General features: G+C 64.9%; 18 protein-coding genes. 16 read left to right on the top strand and 2 right to left on the bottom strand.

Going from position 1 to position 20,102, the window contains the following annotated elements; genetic code table 11:
• Positions 1–96 precede the first annotated feature (96 nt).
• Together gyrB and LQK81_RS11800 are read left to right on the top strand one after the other, a co-directional pair.
• Positions 97–2,529, top strand: coding sequence for a DNA topoisomerase (ATP-hydrolyzing) subunit B (gyrB, locus tag LQK81_RS11795; protein ID WP_230806468.1), 2,433 nt, complete (start codon positions 97–99; stop codon positions 2,527–2,529).
• Positions 2,530–2,724: 195 nt separating this feature from the next.
• The gene (locus tag LQK81_RS11800) at positions 2,725–3,678 is read left to right on the top strand and encodes a glutathione S-transferase family protein (protein WP_230806469.1); all 954 of its coding nucleotides are present in this window, start codon (positions 2,725–2,727) and stop codon (positions 3,676–3,678) included.
• A 15-nt stretch (positions 3,679–3,693) separates the two neighbouring features.
• Here the strand turns inward: LQK81_RS11800 and LQK81_RS11805 are convergent, their stop codons facing one another.
• Positions 3,694–4,290 (bottom strand): nitroreductase family protein, encoded by a 597-nt coding sequence (locus tag LQK81_RS11805; RefSeq protein WP_230806548.1) that lies wholly within the window; start codon positions 4,288–4,290, stop codon positions 3,694–3,696.
• A 172-nt stretch (positions 4,291–4,462) separates the two neighbouring features.
• Between LQK81_RS11805 and gabD the strand changes: the two genes are divergently transcribed.
• Both gabD and LQK81_RS11815 read left to right on the top strand, forming a co-directional pair.
• The gene (gabD, locus tag LQK81_RS11810) at positions 4,463–5,917 is read left to right on the top strand and encodes an NADP-dependent succinate-semialdehyde dehydrogenase (RefSeq protein ID WP_230806470.1); all 1,455 of its coding nucleotides are present in this window, start codon (positions 4,463–4,465) and stop codon (positions 5,915–5,917) included.
• 76 nt (positions 5,918–5,993) lie between these two features.
• Positions 5,994–6,797: an aldolase/citrate lyase family protein gene (locus tag LQK81_RS11815; RefSeq protein ID WP_230806471.1), complete on the top strand. Its 804-nt coding sequence runs from the start codon at positions 5,994–5,996 to the stop codon at positions 6,795–6,797.
• 28 nt (positions 6,798–6,825) lie between these two features.
• On the opposite strand, the gene LQK81_RS11820 is transcribed toward LQK81_RS11815, so the two are convergent.
• Positions 6,826–7,704, bottom strand: a complete 879-nt coding sequence (locus LQK81_RS11820) for a GntR family transcriptional regulator (RefSeq protein ID WP_230806472.1) — start codon at positions 7,702–7,704, stop codon at positions 6,826–6,828.
• 244 nt (positions 7,705–7,948) lie between these two features.
• Here LQK81_RS11820 and LQK81_RS11825 point away from each other — a divergent pair, with 244 nt between their 5' ends.
• The 12 genes from LQK81_RS11825 (at position 7,949) to trpB (ending at position 20,102) form a co-directional block, all read left to right on the top strand.
• On the top strand, positions 7,949–8,971 hold the full coding sequence (locus LQK81_RS11825; RefSeq protein WP_230806473.1) for an aldo/keto reductase: 1,023 nt from the start codon (positions 7,949–7,951) through the stop codon (positions 8,969–8,971).
• 38 nt (positions 8,972–9,009) lie between these two features.
• On the top strand, positions 9,010–9,456 hold the full coding sequence (locus tag LQK81_RS11830) for an RbsD/FucU family protein (RefSeq protein ID WP_230806474.1): 447 nt from the start codon (positions 9,010–9,012) through the stop codon (positions 9,454–9,456).
• 321 nt (positions 9,457–9,777) lie between these two features.
• On the top strand, positions 9,778–10,767 hold the full coding sequence (locus tag LQK81_RS11835) for an ABC transporter substrate-binding protein (protein WP_230806475.1): 990 nt from the start codon (positions 9,778–9,780) through the stop codon (positions 10,765–10,767).
• A 112-nt stretch (positions 10,768–10,879) separates the two neighbouring features.
• The gene (locus tag LQK81_RS11840) at positions 10,880–12,436 is read left to right on the top strand and encodes a sugar ABC transporter ATP-binding protein (protein WP_230806476.1); all 1,557 of its coding nucleotides are present in this window, start codon (positions 10,880–10,882) and stop codon (positions 12,434–12,436) included.
• 33 nt (positions 12,437–12,469) lie between these two features.
• A complete protein-coding gene (locus LQK81_RS11845) occupies positions 12,470–13,444 on the top strand; it encodes an ABC transporter permease (RefSeq protein ID WP_230806477.1) in 975 nt (324 codons plus the stop codon).
• Between the two features lie 18 nt (positions 13,445–13,462).
• Positions 13,463–14,482, top strand: a complete 1,020-nt coding sequence (locus LQK81_RS11850) for a zinc-binding alcohol dehydrogenase family protein (protein WP_230806478.1) — start codon at positions 13,463–13,465, stop codon at positions 14,480–14,482.
• Positions 14,483–14,539: 57 nt separating this feature from the next.
• The gene (locus LQK81_RS11855) at positions 14,540–15,271 is read left to right on the top strand and encodes an SDR family oxidoreductase (RefSeq protein ID WP_230806479.1); all 732 of its coding nucleotides are present in this window, start codon (positions 14,540–14,542) and stop codon (positions 15,269–15,271) included.
• Positions 15,272–15,424: 153 nt separating this feature from the next.
• Positions 15,425–16,705: a polyhydroxyalkanoate depolymerase gene (phaZ, locus tag LQK81_RS11860; protein ID WP_230806480.1), complete on the top strand. Its 1,281-nt coding sequence runs from the start codon at positions 15,425–15,427 to the stop codon at positions 16,703–16,705.
• A 141-nt stretch (positions 16,706–16,846) separates the two neighbouring features.
• Complete coding sequence (locus tag LQK81_RS11865; protein ID WP_230806481.1) at positions 16,847–17,275, top strand: DUF2852 domain-containing protein; 429 nt, start codon at positions 16,847–16,849, stop codon at positions 17,273–17,275.
• A 94-nt stretch (positions 17,276–17,369) separates the two neighbouring features.
• Entirely contained in the window at positions 17,370–18,128 is a 759-nt protein-coding gene (locus LQK81_RS11870; protein ID WP_230806482.1) for a M48 family metallopeptidase, read from the top strand.
• Between the two features lie 64 nt (positions 18,129–18,192).
• Entirely contained in the window at positions 18,193–18,885 is a 693-nt protein-coding gene (locus tag LQK81_RS11875) for a phosphoribosylanthranilate isomerase (protein ID WP_230806483.1), read from the top strand.
• Entirely contained in the window at positions 18,882–20,102 is a 1,221-nt protein-coding gene (trpB, locus tag LQK81_RS11880; RefSeq protein WP_230806484.1) for a tryptophan synthase subunit beta, read from the top strand. Before LQK81_RS11875 ends, trpB begins: the two co-directional genes overlap by 4 nt.

Raw genomic sequence — 20,102 nt, forward strand, 5'->3', positions numbered from 1 at the left:
TTGGAAAACCGGGCCTGAATCCCTATATTCATGGGTCTGGAAGGTCGGTGATTCGCCGTTTCCCATGTCCTCAGGTACGCTGGAAAGACATCCCCCATGACTGATACACCCGAGACCGAAAACGGCCCGGCCGAGTATGGCGCAGATTCCATCAAGGTGCTCAAGGGCCTTGATGCGGTGCGCAAGCGCCCGGGCATGTATATCGGTGACACCGATGACGGCTCGGGTCTGCACCACATGATCTACGAGGTCGTGGACAACGCCATCGACGAGGCGCTGGCCGGGCACGCGGATATCGTCACCGTCACGCTCAATGCCGACGGCTCGGTGACCGTGACCGACAACGGCCGCGGCATTCCGACCGACATCCACAAGGAGGAAGGCGTTTCCGCCGCTGAGGTCATCATGACCCAGTTGCACGCCGGCGGTAAGTTCGACCAGAATTCCTACAAGGTTTCCGGCGGCCTCCACGGTGTCGGCGTTTCGGTCGTCAACGCGCTGTCGGTGATGCTCAAGCTGAAGATCCGCCGGGGCGGGCACATCCACGAGATGACCTTCACCCATGGCGTTGCTGACGGTCCGTTGACCGTTACCGGCGAATGCGGCAGCGAGACCGGCACCGAAGTGACGTTCCTGCCGAGCCCGGAGACCTTCACCAATATCGAGTTCGTCTACGCGACGCTCGAACATCGCCTGCGCGAGCTCGCCTTCCTGAATTCGGGCGTCCGCATCCTCTTGACCGACCGCCGCCATTCCGACGTCAAGCAGGACGAGATGATGTATGACGGCGGCCTCGAGGCCTTCGTCACCTATCTCGACCGCGCCAAGAAGCCGCTCGTCGCCAAGCCGGTGTCCATTCGGGGCGAACGCGACGGCATCACGGTCGAGGTGGCGATGTGGTGGAACGACAGCTACCACGAGAACGTCCTCTGCTTCACCAACAACATCCCCCAGCGCGACGGCGGCACGCACCTCGCCGGCTTCCGCGGCGCGCTGACCCGCCAGGTCGTCTCCTATGCGGAGAGTTCCGGTATCCTGAAAAAGGAAAAAGTGTCGCTCACCGGCGACGACTGCCGTGAGGGCCTGACCGCCGTTCTCTCGGTGAAGGTGCCCGATCCGAAATTCTCCTCGCAGACCAAGGACAAGCTCGTATCGTCCGAGGTTCGGCCTGTGGTCGAAAGCCTCGTCAACGAGGCGCTGAGCCACTGGCTCGAGGAGCATCCCTCCGATGCCAAGGTGCTGGTCGGCAAGGTGGTCGAAGCGGCAGCGGCGCGCGAAGCGGCCCGCAAGGCGCGCGAGCTCACTCGTCGCAAGGGCGCGCTCGATATCTCGTCGCTGCCCGGCAAGCTGGCCGACTGCTCCGAGCGCGATCCGGCCAAGTCCGAGTTGTTCCTGGTCGAGGGCGACTCGGCCGGCGGATCGGCCAAGCAGGGCCGTTCGCGCGAGAACCAGGCGATCCTGCCGTTGCGCGGCAAGATCCTCAACGTCGAACGGGCCCGTTTCGACAAGATGCTGTCGAGCCAGGAGATCGGCACGTTGATCACCGCACTCGGCACCTCGATCGGCAAGGACGAGTTCAATCCCGAGAAGCTGCGCTACCACAAGATCATCATCATGACGGACGCCGACGTCGACGGCGCCCACATTCGCACGCTGCTTCTGACCTTCTTCTTCCGCCAGATGCCGGAACTGATCGAGCGTGGCCACCTCTACATCGCCCAACCGCCGCTCTATAAGGTCGCACGCGGCAAGTCGGGACAGTATCTCAAGGATGAGAAGGCGCTTGACGACTACCTGATCAACGCCGGCCTCGACGAGGCGACGCTGGAGCTCGGCTCCGGCGAGGTCCGCGCCGGACAGGACATGCGCGAGGTGATCCAGGACGCACTGCGCCTGCGCTCGCTGCTGGATGGCCTGCATTCGCGCTACAGCCGTGCCATCGTCGAGCAGGCAGCGATCTGCGGTGCGCTCAACCTCGAGCTCAGCCACAACCGCGAGGCCTATGCCGAGATGGCCGAGGAGGTCGCGCGCCGGCTCGACCTGATCGCCGAGGAGACCGAGCGCGGCTGGACCGGTGCGGTTGCGGCCGACGGCGGACTGAAGTTCGAACGTACCGTGCGCGGCGTGAAGGAATTCGCCCATCTCGACATGGCGCTGATCGGCTCGTCAGACGCTCGCCATATCGATCAGCTGACCATGCGGCTGAAGGATATCTACGCCGTCCCGCCGAAGCTGAAGCGCAAGGATCTGGAGATCGAGATCAGCGGCCCGCGCGCCCTGCTCGACGCGGTGTTCGCGTCCGGCCGCAAGGGCCTGTCGTTGCAGCGCTACAAGGGCCTGGGCGAAATGAACGCCGAACAGCTCTGGGAGACGACGCTCGATCCGAACGTCCGCTCGCTCCTGCAGGTTCGCGTCTCGGATGCCACCGACGCCGACGGGCTGTTTTCGCGCCTGATGGGCGACGAGGTCGAGCCGCGCCGGGAGTTCATCCAGGATAACGCACTCAGCGTGGCCAATCTCGACATCTGACGCCTTGTCTACGCGCGTGAAGGCGGGCCGAGAATCCGGATAAGAAAGCGAACCCCGTGCCTTCCGGCGCGGGGTTTTTCGATGGCGGAAGTCGTCGGGACGGGTCAATATGCGCCGAAACGGCAGCGTATGAGACGCGAGCATACGGGGGCCGGATTGCAGCGCAGTCTTGAATATAGGAGACAGGAGCACGTCATGCTGGTGGATGGAAAATGGACGGCCGACTGGCATCCGGTGCAGGCAAAGGACGAAAAGGGCGGCTTCGTCCGCCAGGTCTCCGGTTTTCGCAACTGGGTGACGCCCGACGGCGCACCCGGGCCGACCGGCGAGGGCGGCTTTGCCGCCGAACCCGGACGCTACCATCTCTACGTCGCCTATATCTGCCCCTGGGCATCCCGCACGCTGATCGGCCGCAGCCTCAAGGGGCTGAAGGAGACGATCGGCGTCTCGGTCGTTGAGCCGGCTTTGACGAGGGAAGGCTGGCGCTTCGGCGACTATCCCGGTGCGACCGCGGACACGGTCAACGGCGCAAGATTCATGCACGAGATCTACACCCGCGCCGACCCGCACTACACCGGCCGCGCCACGGTTCCCGTTCTCTGGGACAGGAAGCGGGGCACCATCGTCAACAACGAATCGGCCGACATCCTGCGCATGATGAACGATGGCTTCGGATCGCTCGCCACCGGGACGATCGATCTCTATCCGCTGGCCCGCCGCGAGGCGATCGATGCGTTCAACGCCCGCATCTATCCCGGCCTGAACAATGGCGTCTATCGCGCCGGCTTCGCCACCACGCAGCTTGCCTACGAGGAGGCCTTCCTTGAGGTCTTCGCGACGCTGGACTGGGTCGACGGCGAACTCGGCGAGCGGGACTTCCTCTTTGCTGACCATCCCACCGAGGCCGATATCCGGCTGTTCGTCACCCTCGTCCGCTTCGATGCCGCCTATCACGGCCTGTTCAAGTGCAACCTGCGCCGGCTGGCCGACTATCCCCGCCTGCGCCGCTTCGTCCGGCGCCTGTACGACTGGCCGGGCGTGGCCGAGACCGTCAGCCTCGACCACATCAAGCGCGGTTACTACTCGATCGCCTCGCTGAACCCGACCGGTATCGTGCCTGTCGGGCCGGCGCAGGAAATGTTGTTCTGAGCCCCGGCCGCGCCCTCAGTCCGGCCTGAAGCTGCCCTCGAAGGCGAAGGCCTCGACCGGATGGCGCTGGCTGGGAACCTCGCGGGCCTTCAGGTCGTCGGGCAGCGTTTCCCTCGGCGCGATCTTGCCGATGGCGAGCCCCGCCTCGACCCGGTAGCCCTCGGGGACACCGGCGGCCGCCATCGCCTTGTCGCGATCGATCCCGGCCATGGCATGGACGTGGTAGCCGGAAAACGTCGCCTGCAACGCCAGCGCGCTCCAGGCCGCTCCCGTGTCGAAGGCATGCGTATAGGCGGGGCGGATCTCCCCGGAAGCGGTGCGGTTGTGGGTCTTGGAGACGATCACGACCAGAACCGAGGCATTGGGCGTCCAGCGCCGGTTGCCGTCGTCCAGCGTCGTCAGGATGGCCTTGAAGGCTTCGGTGCCGCGATGGGCATAGACGAAGCGCCAGGGCTGGCGGTTGCTCGCCGATGGCGTCCATCGCGCGGCCTCGAACAGCCGCAGAAGGTTCTCCTGCGGCATCGCCTCGCCGGTGAAGGCGCGCGGCGACCATCGCTCGAGAAAAACCGGATGAATGTCGTGATCGGCCGTGCGGCCGTTGATCTCATGCATGAATTCCACCACCAGTGTTGCGGTCATTGACCGCCTCAGGATGCACCGCCGCGCGCGCGATGTCGACCGGGCGCGGTCGCCGCAGCAGGCTTTGCCGCATTGTGGAGAGGGCGGAAAAGAGCCTATAACCACGCCCAAGGAATCTCGATGCCGTGAACAGGGAGACAACGCCATGAGCCTCAAAGATCCAACCCTCCTGCGCCAGGCGGCGCTCGTCGGCACGCGCTGGATCGAGGCCGACCCGGCGACCGGGATTGCCGTGAACAATCCGGCGACCGGCGAGCGCATCGGCTACGTGCCGAAGCTGGGGACGGCGGAAACGAAGGAGGCGATCGCCGCAGCCGGGAAGGCGCAGAAGGAATGGGCCGCGCAGACGGCCAAGGAGCGCTCCGCGATCCTGCGCAAGTGGTTCGAACTGATGATGGCCAATCAGGACGACCTCGGCCGCATCCTCACCATGGAGCAGGGCAAGCCGCTGGCCGAGGCCAAGGGCGAAATCGCCTATGGCGCAAGCTTCATCGAATGGTTCGCCGAGGAAGCACGTCGCCTCTACGGCGACATCGTGCCCGGTCACCAGAAGGACAAGCGCATCCTGGTGATGAAGCAGCCGATCGGCGTGGTTGCCGCGATCACCCCGTGGAACTTCCCCAATGCCATGATCACCCGCAAGGCCGGTCCGGCCTTCGCCGCCGGCTGCGCCATGGTTCTGAAGCCGGCTTCGCAAACGCCGTTCTCCGCCATCGCGATCGCCGTCCTTGCCGAGCGCGCCGGCCTGCCGCCGGGGCTGTTCAGCGTCATCACCGGATCCGCCAGGGAGATCGGCGCCGAGATGACGGCAAACCCGACGGTTCGCAAGCTCACCTTCACCGGCTCGACCGAGGTCGGTGCCGAGCTCTACAGGCAGAGCGCGCCGACGATCAAGAAACTGGGGCTCGAGCTCGGCGGTAACGCACCCTTCATCGTCTTCGACGACGCCAACCTTGACGCGGCGGTCGAGGGCGCACTGATCGCCAAGTTCCGCAACAACGGCCAGACCTGCGTCTGCGCCAATCGCATCTACGCGCAGGAGGGTGTCTATGAGGCCTTCTCCGAAAAGCTGGCGGCTGCGGTTGCAAAGCTCAAGACCGGAAACGGTTTCGACGAGGGCGTAATTCTCGGCCCGCTAATCGACGAGGCGGCGCTCGCCAAGGTCGAGGAGCATGTGTCCGATGCGCTCAGCAAGGGCGGACGCGTTGTCCAGGGCGGCAAGCGCCACGCACTCGGCGGCACCTTCTACGAGGCGACCGTCATCACCGGAGTGACCTCCGAGATGGCGGTGGCGCGCGAGGAGACGTTCGGGCCGGTAGCGCCCGTCTTCCGCTTCAGGGACGAGGAGGACGTCATAGCCCAGGCGAACGATACCGAATTCGGGCTCGCCTCCTATTTCTACGCCAAGGATCTGGCGCGCGTCTTCCGCGTCGCCGAAGCGCTGGAATACGGCATGGTCGGCGTCAACACCGGGCTGATCTCGACGGCGGAAGCGCCGTTCGGCGGCGTCAAGCTGTCGGGCCTCGGCCGGGAAGGCTCGAAGTACGGCATCGAGGAATTTACCGAGATGAAGTACGTCTGCCTCGGCGGCATCGGTTGACGATGAACGCCTCATCGGCCGGACCGTCGTCGGCCGATGGTTATTGATCTCGTTGCATTCGAAGAGGATCTGCGCCATGCCCGCTCCCGTCAATCCGTTCAAGGCTGCGCTTCGCGAGGGGCGGTTCCAGCTCGGCCTGTGGGTGGCGCTGGGCAGCGCCTACGCCGCGGAGATCGCCGCCGGCAGCGGCTATGACTGGCTGCTGATCGACGGCGAGCACGGACCGAGCGACATGCCGCTGATCGGCGCGCAGCTCGGTGCCCTGCGCGGCAGCGCGAGCCACCCGATCGTCCGGCCACCGATGGGCGAGGCGTGGTTGCTGAAGCAACTGCTTGACCTCGGCGCGCAGACCTTCCTGGTCCCCATGGTCGAGACCGCCGAGCAGGCGGCGGCGCTGGTCAGGGCCGTGCGCTATCCGCCCCGCGGCATGCGCGGCGTCGGCGCCGGGCTTGGGCGCGCCAGCGATTTCAACCGGATACCCGACTACCTCGCTACGGCCGACGAAGAGATCTGCCTGATCGTGCAAGTGGAAAGCCGTGCCGGTCTCGAGGCGCTCGACGATATCGCGGCCGTCGAGGGTGTCGACGGCGTCTTCATCGGCCCCTCCGACCTGGCGGCGGACATGGGCTATCTCGGCCAGCCGTCTGCCGCGGCCGTGCAGGAGGCGATCCGCGACGCCTTCCAGCGCATCCACCGGCACGGTAAGGCGCGCGGGATCATGACGGTGGCGGTCGACCAGGCGCACGAGTACCGGGCGATGGGGGCCGACTTCATGGCGATCGGTACCGACGTCAACTGCCTGGTGAGGTCGATCGACGGCCTGCGCCGCACTTTCCTCGGCCTGCCGGGTACGACGGACCAGAAGGGTGGCGGTTACTGAGGGGCTCTTCGCTCGAGGGCCTCTCGGCTCAGTTGGTGGATTGAAGCAGGGTCTCGCGGGCCGATTTCAGGTGTCGCCGGCAGGCATCCTCGATCCGCGCGGGATCGCGGGACTTGAGCGCTTCGATATAGACCAGGTGCTCCTCCATCGCCCGCGCATTCCGCTGGCGCGCGTTCGTCTTGTTCCATTGGTAGTGATAGTGAAAGACGATGGCGATGATGTCGTAGAAATCGATGATGAAGCGGTTGCGCGAGGCCCGGTGCACGAGCAGGTGAAACCGCTCGTCCAGTTCGGAGAACTCCCGGTATCGGTTGTCGACATCGGCCAGAATCTCGCGGTGGAGGGCTGCGATCGAGTCCAGTTCCGCCCATGCGGGATGGTCGTCCTGCAGGTGGGCGAATGCGGCGGCCGAGCGCAGCTCGAACATTTCGCGCACCTCGGTCAGCTCCAGCGCGAATTCCGGCGTGAACCCCTTGAGAACCCAGTGGCTGTTCGGGCGTTTCTCGATCAGCCCGAAACGGCTGAACCGGATGAGGAATTCCCGCACGCTCGTGGTGCCGGTGCCGATCTCGCGGGCAAGCTCCAGCTCGTTGATCTGCATGCCCGGCTCGGCGCCGCCGGCAAGAATCCGGCGCATGAAGCTCCGCTCGATGATCTCCGACAGCGAATCGGTTTCCTCGGTCGGGAAGTAGTCGGCGGCAACGGGCTTGCGAAGCACGACCTTGCGGCGCTTCGACCATTCGATCAACCCGATCTCCTCCAGACGCGTCAGGATCGCCCGGACCGTCGTGCGGCTGACCCCCAGCGTGTTGCCGAGCTCCGGTTCGGACGCAAGCGCGCTGCTCGTCTCGAGGAGTACGAGGCAACGGTTGAAGGCATCCTTGAAGACGGTATTCTGCTTGGCCATGGCTCTCGTCGATCGATCGGATTGATATCTGCTCGTTTAGGCGGTGGCGACTGGATTTTCCAGCGCTTGGACGGTCGTGCAGCGTTCGTCCTCCGGCCATGCCGAAGCCGGTCCCTGCAATGTGATCCTCCCGTTACCCATAATAGCCATTGACCTTGATCTGTCTATTGTAGATAAAAGACAGAAGTCAGATTGTTCTGCGTGCAACCTGGGAGTGAGGGGAAGCGCGCGGCGGGAGGAAGCGATGCGGACACGAACCATCGGGACGACGGGCCTCGCCGTGGGCGAGTACAGCTTCGGAACGGCCGCACTCGGCGGTCTCTACCGTCCCTGCCCGCGCGACACCGCGATCGCAACCCTGGAAGCGGCGTGGGCCGAGGGCATGCGCTATTTCGATACGGCGCCCTGGTATGGCTTCGGCCTCGCCGAACGCGCGACGGGCGATTTCCTCCGCGGAAGGCCTAAGGGCGAGTGGGTACTCTCCACGAAGGTCGGCCGGATCATGTTTCCGGTGGACGACAACAAGGTGCCGACGGACTACGGCTACGTCGATCCTCTGCCCTTCGACGTGCGCTACGACTACAGCTACGACGGTATCATGCGTTCGCTGGAACTGAGCTATACGCGGCTCGGCCTGAACCGCATCGACATCCTCTACGTCCACGACATCGGCGTCTATACCCACGGCGCCGAGCGCAATGCGGTGCATTTCAAGGCGTTGATGGATTCCGGCCTGAAGGCGCTCGAGGAACTGAAGGCATCCGGCACCATCAGGGCCTACGGCCTCGGCGTGAACGAGGTGCCCGTCTGCCTCGAAGTCATGAAGCGCGCGCCGATCGACTGCATCCTGCTGGCCGGACGGTACACGCTGCTGGATCGTTCCGCGGTCGAGGAACTTCTCCCGCTCTGCCAGGAACGGAAGACGTCGCTGGTGGTCGGCGGCGTGTTCAACTCCGGCATTCTGGCGACCGGCGCCATCCCGGGCGCGCATTTCGACTATATGCCCGCCAATGACGAGGTCGTGGCGCGCGTGCGCGCCCTGGAGGAACTGGCGAGCCTCAACGGCGTGCCGCTTGCTGCAGCCGCCATGCAGTTTCCGTTGCGGCATCCGGCGGTCGCCTCGGTGCTTCTGGGCACGGCCAAGCCGTCGAGCCTGCACCGGAATGCCGAACTTACCCGGATCACGGTTCCGCAAGCCCTTTACATGGAAGCCGAGGCCCATACTCTTGTCGCTCCGCCGCTCGGAACCGAGGCGGTGCGGCAATAGGTTTGCCGGAAGATTGAAAGACATTCAGGAGCATACGCATGTTGAAAGGCATTCACCCCCTGCTCGGCCCCGATCTCCTGCATGCGCTGCAGTCGATGGGGCACGGGGACGACATCGCCATCGTGGACGCGAACTTCCCGGCCCATTCGATGGGACCGAAGGTCATCCGCGCCGACGGCGTCGACGCGCTCGCCATGACCGAGGCCGTGCTCGCCCACATGCCGCTCGATACCTTCGTACCGGACGTCGCCTGGCGAATGCAGGTCGTCGGCGATCCGGATGCGGTGCCGCCGGTCTGCGTCGAATTCCAGAACATCGTCAACCGCCTGGCCGGCGATTTCACCGTCCGCTCGGTCGAACGCTTCGCCTTCTACGAGATGACGCGAAAGGCGGCCTACATCATCGCCACGACCGAGTTCAGGCTCTATGGCAACATCATTCTCAAGAAGGGCGTGCTCCATCCACACGAAGTCCACACGGTGTGAGCGGCAGCGGCCGGAACGGTAAATGGAATGAATATTCCATGTTGACAGTATTGCGGAATTATTGGTTCAATTGAGCATCGCCTGAATGTCGATGCCGCATGCCACCGTGGAGGCCGGTGACGGCGCAAGGGAGGAAGAATCGATAGCAGACCCGGACCGGGCCCTTGTGCAACAGCGCGAGGGCTCGTGAGGAAGGGCGCTTGCAGCCTGGTTTTCCATGTTCGCTGCGGGCAAAAATGTACTTTATCGATAAAAATCGTCCGCTTGCGTTCAGCGGTTCGGTTTCACTGGAGGAGAACGCACCCTGAGAGGAGAACCCCGATGAGCATTGCCAAGCAGCTTCTGTCGCGACGCGCATTCACCGCGCTGGCCGGTGCAGCCGTGTTTGCCACGATGGCGCCCGCCGCCTCGTTCGCGCAGGACGTCACCATCCCGATCGTCGTGAAGGACACCACTTCGTTCTACTGGCAGATCGTTCTGGCCGGTGCCCGCGCCGCCGGCAAGGATCTCGGCGTGAACGTGCCGGAACTCGGCGCCCAGTCCGAGGCCGACGTCAACGGCCAGATCAGCATTCTCGAGAACGCCGTCGCCGGCAAGCCGGCCGCCGTCGTCATCTCGCCGACCGAATTCAAGGCGCTCGGCAAGCCGATCGACGAGGCCGCCAAGTCCGTTCCGGTCATCGGCATCGATTCCGGCGCCGACTCGAAGGCCTTTTCTTCGTTCCTGACGACGGACAACGTCCAGGGCGGCCGCATTGCCGCCGACGGTCTGGCCGCCGCCATCAAGGAGGCCACCGGCAAGGAAGAGGGCGAAGTCGCGATCATCACCAGCCTGCCCGGCGCCGGCTCGCTCGAGCAGCGCCGCGAGGGCTTCCTCGACCAGGTGAAGACCAAGTATCCGGGCCTGAAGGTCATCGCCGACAAGTATGCCGACGGCCAGGCCACGACCGGCCTCAACATGATGACCGACCTCATCACCGCCAATCCGAACCTCGTCGGCGTCTTCGCCTCCAACCTGATCATGGCGCAGGGCGTCGGCCAGGCGATCTCGGAGAACAAGCTCGGCGACAAGATCAAGGTGATCGGCTTCGACAGCGACGACAAGACCATCGGCTTCCTCAAGGACGGCGCGCTTGCCGGCCTCGTCGTGCAGGATCCCTATCGCATGGGTTACGACGGCGTGAAGACGGCATTGGCGGTCTCCAAGGGCGAGAAGGTCGAGGCAAACGTCGACACCGGGGCCAACCTGGTGACGAAGGCCAACATGAGCGAGCCCAAGATCGACGCGCTCATCAACCCGAAGGTCAACTGACCCGAGGACGGCCGCGCCGGTCTTCCGCCGGCGCGGCCTGCAACTTTGATCGCGGATCTGTCCGGCGCTTTCGCCGGGCGATCCGGAAGGCCGCAAGCAGGAGGAGAGCACCATGACCCGGCTGGAGGATATTGCGCATCGCCACGACGAGGCCAGCGCCCTTCTGACGGAAGGCAGCCGCGTGCCGGCAGGCGCGCCGATCCTGGAATTGAAGGGCCTTCAGAAGAACTACGGCTACGTGCAGGCGTTGAAGCCGGCGACGATCACCTTTCTGGCGGGCGAGATTCACGCCATCGTCGGTGAAAACGGCGCCGGCAAGTCGACCCTCATCAAGCTTCTGACCGGCGTCATCACGCGGACAGCCGGCGAGGTGCTCTGGTGCGGCCACCCGGTCGCCCTTTCCACCCCCAACGAGGCGATCGCGCGCGGCATCAACGCCGTGCATCAGGAGGTGGTCCTCTGCCCGCATTTGTCGGTTGCGGCCAATCTCTTCCTCGGCGACGAAGTCGAGCGGCACGGGCTGATGCGCAAGAGGCAGATGGAGAAGATGGCGCAATCCGTCCTCGACGATCTCGGCTTCTACCTCCCGGCGGCAGCCGAACTCGGGTCGCTGACCATCGGCCAGCAGCAGCTCGTCGCCACCGCGCGCGCGGCGATGCGCGGCACGCAGTTCCTCATCTTCGATGAGCCGACCGCCTACCTGACGCGACAGGAATCCGCCCAGCTGTTCAAGCTGATCCGCCGCCTGCAGAGCGAGGGCGTGACGATCGTCTACATCAGCCATCGGATGGAGGAGGTCTTCGAGCTCGCCGACCGCGTCTCGGTCCTGCGCGACGGAACCCATGTCGGCACGCGGGCGATCGGCGAGACCAACGAAAACGAACTGATCGCGCTGATGATCAATCGCTCGATCGAACAGATCTACCACAAGGAAGACATTGCGATCGGCGCACCGATCCTGGAGGCGCGCGGGCTGACCGGGCCGGGCTTCGAGGACATCTCGCTGACCGTGCGGGCCGGCGAGATCGTCGGCCTCTACGGGCTGATCGGCGCTGGCCGCAGCGAGTTCGCGCTTGGTCTCTACGGGCGCCAGCCCTTGTCGGCGGGCGAAGTGCACTGGATGGGCCGCAAGGTGAAGATCCGCAACGAGCGCGACGCGATGGAGCTCGGTATCGCGCTCGCTCCGGAAAGCCGGCGCGACCAGGGCCTTTGCCTCAACCTGCCGATCGGCCTCAACATCAACCTGCCGGTCTTCGGGCGGCTGAGCCGCGGCCCCGTGATCGGCCGGGCCGAGGAGGCGGCGAACGCCGACCGGCAGATCCGCGACCTCGCCATCAAGACGCCGAGCCGGCGCGTGCCGGCGTCGTCGATGTCCGGCGGAAACCAGCAGAAGATCGTCATCGGCAAATGGCTGAGCCACGGCGCCAAGCTGTTCATCTTCGACGAGCCGACCGTCGGCGTCGACGTCGGCACCAAGGCGGAGATCTACCGGCTCTTTGCAAAGCTCCTGAAGGAGGGGGCCGGCATCATCCTCATCTCCTCCTACCTGCCGGAAGTCTACGAACTTGCCGACAGGCTGCACGTGTTCCGGGGCGGCAGGCTTGTCGGCAGCCATGATTTCCATGCCGCGACCCATGAGGACGTGCTCGGCGAGGCCATAGGCGTCTGAGCCAGAATTGAGATTGAAGCGGGAGAAGCAAGCATGACCATCACCACAACGGAGAGCCCGGCGGCCGCCCCGCGGCGCGGGATGAACATCCTCTTCAGTCTGACGCTGATCGGCCTCCTGCTCGCGCTCTGGATCGCACTCGGCATCGTCACTGTCAGCTTCTGGACACCGCTGAACATTTCCAACCTGTTGCGGCAGGGCGCGATGACGGCGATCCTCGCCGTCGGCCAGACCTTCGTCATCATCACCGCCGGCATCGATCTCTCCGTCGGCGCGATCGTCGGCTTCTCTACCGTCATTCTGGCCTGGCTCCTGCAGGCCGGCGTACCGCTCTGGATCGCGATCGTGATCACGCTCCTGATGGGCGTTGCCATCGGCGCCTTCCATGGCTTCGGCATCGTCCGCATGGGGCTGCCGCCGTTCATCATAACGCTGGCGACGTTGACGTCCCTGCGTGGGGTCGGCCTGCTGATCACCAACGGTTCGACGATCTCGATCAACAACGAGGGCTTCACCAACTTCGCCCGCGCCGATTTCCTCGGCATCCCGAGCCTGTTCTGGATGGTGATCCTGGTCGCGGTGCCGGCCTACGTGTTCCTTCACCTCAGCCGCTGGGGCCGCTATCTCTTTGCCGTCGGCTCCAACAGCGAGGCGGCCCGCCTGTCGGGCGTCAACGTCAATCGCACGATCTACATGGCCTACATTCTGTCGGCCACATGCGCCGCCTTCGTCGGCGTGCTGCTCGCCTCGCGCATCGGCATCGGCAACGCCACCCAGGCCGAAGGCTGGGAACTGCAGGCGATCGCCTCCTCGGTGATCGGCGGCACCAGCCTCTTCGGCGCCGTCGGCTCGGTCCATGGTCCCCTGATCGGCGCCTTCATCCTGGCGACGATCAACAACGGCGCGAACCTTTTGAACGTCAATTCGTTCTGGCAGCGTATCATCACCGGCCTGCTGATCATCGTCATCGTCTATTTCGACCAGCTTCGCCGCCGCGGAAGCCGCTGACGGCCGGGAGAATGCGAAATGCGCACCATCATCTGCCAGGAGCCGGGGCGGCTCGAACTCGTGGATCGACCGTCCCCCTCCGCCATCCCCGAAGGCTGGGTCCGTATCGCCGTCAGCCATGTCGGGATCTGCGGCACCGACTATCATATCTTCGAGGGTAAGCACCCCTTCCTGGAATATCCGCGCGTCATGGGCCACGAGGTCTCCGCCACCGTCCTGGAGGCGCCCGCAGGATCCGGCCTGGCGGCCGGCCAGCCGGTGATCGTCAACCCCTACATCTCCTGCGGCTCCTGCGTGGCCTGCCGTAAGGGCAAGCCCAACTGCTGCGTGGCGATCAAGGTGCTGGGCGTGCACACCGATGGTGCCTTCTGCGACGAGATCGCAGTACCGGCCACCAACCTCTACCCGGCCGGAAACCTGTCGCTGGAGGCGGCCGCCACCGTCGAGTTTCTTGCCATCGGCGCCCATGCCGTCCGCCGGGCGCAAACGCCGAAGGGATCGCGGTCGCTGGTGATCGGTGCCGGTCCGATCGGGCTCGGAACGGCACTCTTCTCCCGCATTGCCGGCCACGACGTCACCTTGCTCGACACCTCCGCCGAGCGGCTTGCCATGGCGCGCGACAGGCTCGGCTTCGACCGCGGTGTCGTGGCTGACGCAAACATGGCCTCGGCCCTTGCAGAGATCACCGATGCTGAGGGTTTCGACGTCGTGTTCGATGCGACAGGCTATGCCAGGTCGATGGAGGCGGCCTTCGCCTATGTTGCCCACGGCGGCACGCTCGTCTATGTCAGCGTCGTGAAGGACGACATCCGCTTCGCCGATCCCGAATTCCACAAGCGGGAGATGACGCTGGTCGGCAGCCGCAACGCCACCGCAGAGGACTTCCGCCATGTGGTGGCCTCTATCGAGGCGGGTGATGTTCCGGTCGAGGCGCTGGTGACGCATCGCACCACGCTCGAGGCCGTTCCGGCGGACCTCGCACGCTGGGCGACGACGAAGGACGGACTTATAAAGGCCGTGGTGAGGGTTGCGCGCTGACGCCTTGCGCATCCATCATCGTTCGGCCTGTATCGATCAAGTGACGAGGAAAAGACAATGAGCCAGGATCTGGGTGGAAAGACAGCGCTGGTGACGGCGGCGGGACAGGGGATAGGCCGCGCCTCGGCGCTCGCCTACAGGCGAGCCGGCGCCAGGGTGATCGCCACCGACATCAACGCGCCGGCGCTCGAGGCGCTCGCCGCCGAGGGGATCGAAACCCGCCTTCTCGACGTCCTTTCCGACCAGGCGGTGAAGGACGCCGCAGCCGGGATCGGTCCGGTCGACATCCTGTTCAATTGCGCAGGCGTCGTGCATGGCGGCACCGTCCTGGAGACGAGCGACGAGGACCTGGCGTTCGCCTGGGACCTCAACGTCCGCGCGATGGTGCGCACCGCCCGCGCCTTCCTGCCCGGCATGCTCGCGCGCGGCGGCGGCGCGATCGTCAACATGGCCTCGGTCGCAAGCAGCGTGAAGGGCGTTCCGAACCGCTTCGCCTATTCGGTCACCAAGGCGGCCGTGATCGGCTTGACGAAATCGATCGCCGCCGACTACGTCGCCCAGGGTGTGCGCTGCAACGCGATCTGCCCGGGCACGGTGGAAAGCCCGTCGCTGCAGGAGCGCATGCGCGCCGGCGGCGACTACGAGGCGGCACGGGCCGCCTTCATCGCGCGGCAGCCGATGGGACGGCTCGGAACGCCGGAGGAAATCGCCGAACTCGCCGTCTATCTGGCCGGCGCGACCTATACGACCGGCCAGGCCTATGTAGTCGATGGGGGGTGGACCGCTTGAGAATCGGGCGGTCTCGCGCTCCTGCGGATCGGATCGGTGGGAGCCTGCTCCGTTGCACCGCAACGAAAACGTGATACCTTGTTCGCAATTGCATGAAGGGCAGGATGTCACCCGGGCCTGGATGTGCTCAGGGAACGACAGGGAATTCTTCCCATGTATTATCAGCTCTATGAACTGAACCATGCCATGATGGCGCCCTGGCGCGCCGTCGCCGATCACATGCGGCTCGCCTACAGCAACCCCCTCAATCCGCTTTCGCATACCTGCTTCGGCCGGACCATGGCGGCCGGGCTGGAAGTGCTGGAGCGCGTGACGCGGCGCTACGGCAAGCCGGCGTTTGGTCTCGACACCACCACCGTCGACGGCCAGCCCGTGTCGGTGCGCGAAAAGGTCGTCTGGCAGCGCCCGTTCTGCAACCTCGTCCATTTCGAGCGCATGCTGCCCGGCGGGCATCGGGCCGATCCGAAGATCCTGATGGTGGCGCCGATGTCGGGCCACTACGCGACGCTCCTGCGCGGAACCGTCGAGACCCTCCTGCCGCATGCCGAGATCTACATCACCGACTGGATCGACGCCCGCATGGTGCCGCTCTCCGACGGTTCGTTCGATCTCGACGACTTCATCGACTATGTCATCGAAATGCTGCACGCGCTCGGGCCCGATACCCATGTGATCGCGGTCTGCCAGCCGTCGGTGCCCGTGCTTGCCGCCGTCGCGGTGATGGAGGAGGACGGCGATCCCCTAGCGCCGGCTTCGATGACGCTGATGGGCGGGCCGATCGATACGCGCGTCAATCCGACGGCGGTCAACAGGCTGGCCGAGGAGCGGCCGATCGAATGGTTCCGCGACAATGTCATCATGCCGGTGCCGTGGCCGCAGCCGGGCTTCATGCGCCTGGTCTATCCCGGCTTCCTGCAATTGTCCGGCTTCATGTCTATGAACCTCGATCGCCATCTGATCGCCCACAAGGAGTTCTTCGAACATCTCGTCAAGAACGATGGTGACGCGGCCGAGAAACACCGCGACTTCTATGACGAATACCTCGCCGTGATGGACATGACGGCCGAGTTCTACCTGCAGACGGTCGAGACCGTGTTCATGAGGCACGCCCTTCCGAAGGGGGAGATGATGCACCGCTCGCGCCGCGTCGACACGGGTGCGATCCGCAACGTGGCGTTGCTAACGGTCGAAGGCGAAAACGACGATATTTCCGGCGTCGGCCAGACGAAGGCGGCACAGACGATCTGTCCCAACATCCCAGACGACCGCCGCCTGCATTACATGCAGCCCGACGTCGGCCACTACGGCGTCTTCAACGGCTCGCGCTTCCGGCGCGAGATCGCGCCCCGCATCGTTTCCTTCATCGAGGCGAACCGGCGGGAAAAGCGGCCGGTGCCGCGCGTCATCAAGGGCGGCAAGGTCGGCGGCAGGTAGTCAGTCGTTCGAATTCCTGTGGGGCTTTCATGGGCTTGCCCGATTCTGCCGGGCATCGCCTTGAAGCGTGTTCATGGTCTTACCACATCGAAATCATCGGTCGCCACGGTGGCGGTCCGGCGAATGTGAGGAAGATTGCAAATGAACCAGTCTGCATTGCTGCGTCCGGATTGGACGCCTGCGACCGTCGCGCTGATGGTGCTGGGGTTTATGGTCTTCTGGCCCCTCGGCCTGGCCATGCTCGCCTACATCGTTTTCGGTGAGCGCCTCAAGACCTTCAAGAAGGACGCAAACGACACGGCGGACGGATTCTTCGCCGCCTGCCGCGGGCGCCGCCGCGGTTTCCGCGGTCCGGGCTTCGGAACGGGCAACGTCGCTTTCGACGAATGGCGCGAATCCGAACTGAGCCGCATCGAGGAAGAGCGCCGCAAGCTCGACGAGATGCGCGACGAGTTCGACGCCTATATGCGCGAACTGCGCAAGGCGAAGGATAAGGAGGAGTTCGATCGCTTCATACGCGAGCGCCGTTCCGGCAATGGCGGCACGGTGCCGGGTTTCCCGGCGGTCTGAGTGGCTTGAATGTCGTGAATGTCATGGCCGGCGCCCCTGTGGCGCCGGTTTTGCTTGGTTCAAAGGCCGCGCGAATCGGTTATGAAGGAGCGCGATGTTCTCCTCGATCCTGAAGCCCCGTCGTGCATTGCGCACCCCGCCGCCGGAACTGCGGGCGGTGGAGGTGAACGGCCGGTCCGTCCCCCTGACGATCCGCCGAAATGCGCAGGCGACACGGCTGACCCTGCGGATCGAGCCCGGTGGCCGGGCGCTGAAGATGACGGTTCCCACCGGCCTGCCCGAGCGCGAGATCCGGGACTTCCTCGATCGCCACCATGCCTGGCTGATGACCAAGCTCGCGCGCTTCTCCAGCCGCAGCGCCCTGGCCGATGGCCATCACATCTTCATCCGCGGCGTCGCCCACCGCATAGAGGAAACCGGCATGCTGCGTGGGCTGACGGAGGCGGCGACGGTCGACGGCGAGGCGGTCCTGCGCGTCAGCGGCGAGAGCGAGCATGTGCCGCGCCGCATCCGCGACTATCTGAAGAAGGAGGCCCGCAAGGATCTTCAGGATCGTGTCGCTTTCCACGCCCCCAAAGTCGGCCGCAAGGTTCGCTCGATGACGCTGCGCGATACCCGCAGCCGCTGGGGGTCGTGCTCGGCCGATGGCGCGCTCAGCTTCTCGTGGCGCATCGTCATGGCGCCGCCCTTCGTGCTAGACTATCTGGTAGTCCACGAGGTCGCGCATCTGCGCGAGATGAACCACGGCCCGGACTTCTGGAGCCTCTGCCGCGAGTTGTGCCCGAGGGTGGAAGAGGCCAAGCGCTGGTTGAAGCGGAATGGCACGATGCTACACGCCCTCGACTTCGACTGACGTTCCGCCGCGGGCGCGCAAATGTCCTCGACTCTGCGGCCGTTTCATGCGAGTTCCGTGGCTCATGGAAAGTACTGCCACCAACAGCATCGATATCAAGATCTGCGGCCTGAAGACGCCGGAAGCCGTGCTGCGCGCCGTCGATCTCGGCGCCACGCATGTGGGCTTCATCTTCTTTGAAAAGAGCCCGCGCAACATCGAGCCGGCCGATGCCGCCGGGCTCGCGGATCTCGCCAGGGGCCGGGCGAAGATCGTCGCCGTCACCGTCGATGCCGACAATGACGAACTGGACGAGATCGTTTCGCTTCTGCGTCCCGACATGCTCCAGCTTCACGGCAAGGAAAGCCCCGAGCGCGTGCTGACGATCAAGGCGGTCTATGGCCTGCCGGTGATCAAGGCCTTCTCGGTCCGGGAGGTTGCGGACCTCGACAAGGTCGATGCCTATATCGGCATCGCCGACCGCTTCCTGTTCGACGCCAAGCCGCCTGCCGGCTCGCAATTGCCCGGCGGCAACGGCGTTTCCTTCGACTGGTCGCTGATGGATGCGCTTGACGGCAGCGTCGATTACATGCTTTCCGGTGGTTTGAACAAGGACAATGTCGAAGAGGCGGTCACGGCGACGCGGGCGCCCGGCGTCGATGTGTCGTCCGGCGTGGAAAGCGCACCGGGCGTCAAGGACCTCGGCAGGATGGAAGAGTTTTTCGAGGCGTTGCGGCGGGCGACCGGTCGGGCCGTTGCCGCAAGGAGCAGGATGTGAACCAGTCACCCTTTCTGAATTCGTTTCGCGGCGGTCCCGACGAGGACGGCCGTTTCGGGATCTATGGCGGCCGCTTCGTCGCCGAGACGCTGATGCCGCTGATCCTGGAACTGCAGGACAAGTGGAACGAAGCGAAGACCGATCCGGAATTCCAGAAGGAACTGGCCGATCTCGGCACGCACTATATCGGCCGGCCCTCGCCGCTCTATTTCGCCGAGCGCCTGACGGAGCATCTCGGTGGCGCGAAGATCTACTTCAAGCGCGAGGAGTTGAACCACACCGGTTCCCACAAGATCAACAACTGCATCGGCCAGATCCTGCTTGCCAAGCGGATGGGCAAGACGCGCATCATCGCCGAAACCGGCGCCGGCCAGCATGGCGTGGCCTCGGCCACGGTCGCCGCACGCTTCGGCCTGCCCTGCGTCGTCTACATGGGCGCCACCGACGTCGAACGGCAGGCACCGAACGTCTTCCGGATGAAGCTGCTCGGCGCCGAGGTGAAGCCGGTGACCGCCGGCCACGGCACGCTGAAGGACGCAATGAACGAGGCGTTGCGCGACTGGGTGACGAATGTCGAGGACACCTATTACCTGATCGGCACCGCCGCCGGCCCGCACCCCTATCCGGAAATGGTTCGCGACTTCCAGGCGGTGATCGGCCGCGAGGCCCGCGAGCAGATCCTCAAGGCGGAAGGCCGGCTGCCCGACGTCGTCATCGCCGCGGTCGGCGGAGGGTCGAACGCGATCGGTATCTTCCATCCGTTCCTTGACGACAAGGATGTCAGGATCGTCGGTGTCGAGGCCGGGGGCAAGGGCTTGGACGGCGACGAGCACTGTGCCTCGATCACCGCAGGCTCGCCGGGCGTGCTTCACGGCAACCGCACCTACCTGCTTCAGGACGGCGACGGACAGATCAAGGAAGGCCACTCGATCTCGGCGGGCCTGGACTATCCCGGCATCGGCCCGGAGCATTCCTGGCTGAACGACATCGGCCGTGCGGAATATGTTCCGATCATGGATCACGAGGCGCTGGAGGCGTTCCAGCTTCTCACCCGCATCGAGGGCATCATTCCCGCCCTGGAGCCCAGCCACGCGCTGGCCGAGGTGATCAAGCGCGCGCCAACGATGGGCAAGGAGGAAATCATCCTGATGAACCTCTCCGGCCGCGGCGACAAGGATATCTTCACCGTCGGCAAGATCCTCGGCATGGAGCTCTAA

Source organism: Rhizobium sp. GN54, assembly GCF_021026345.1.
Lineage (GTDB): Bacteria > Pseudomonadota > Alphaproteobacteria > Rhizobiales > Rhizobiaceae > Mycoplana.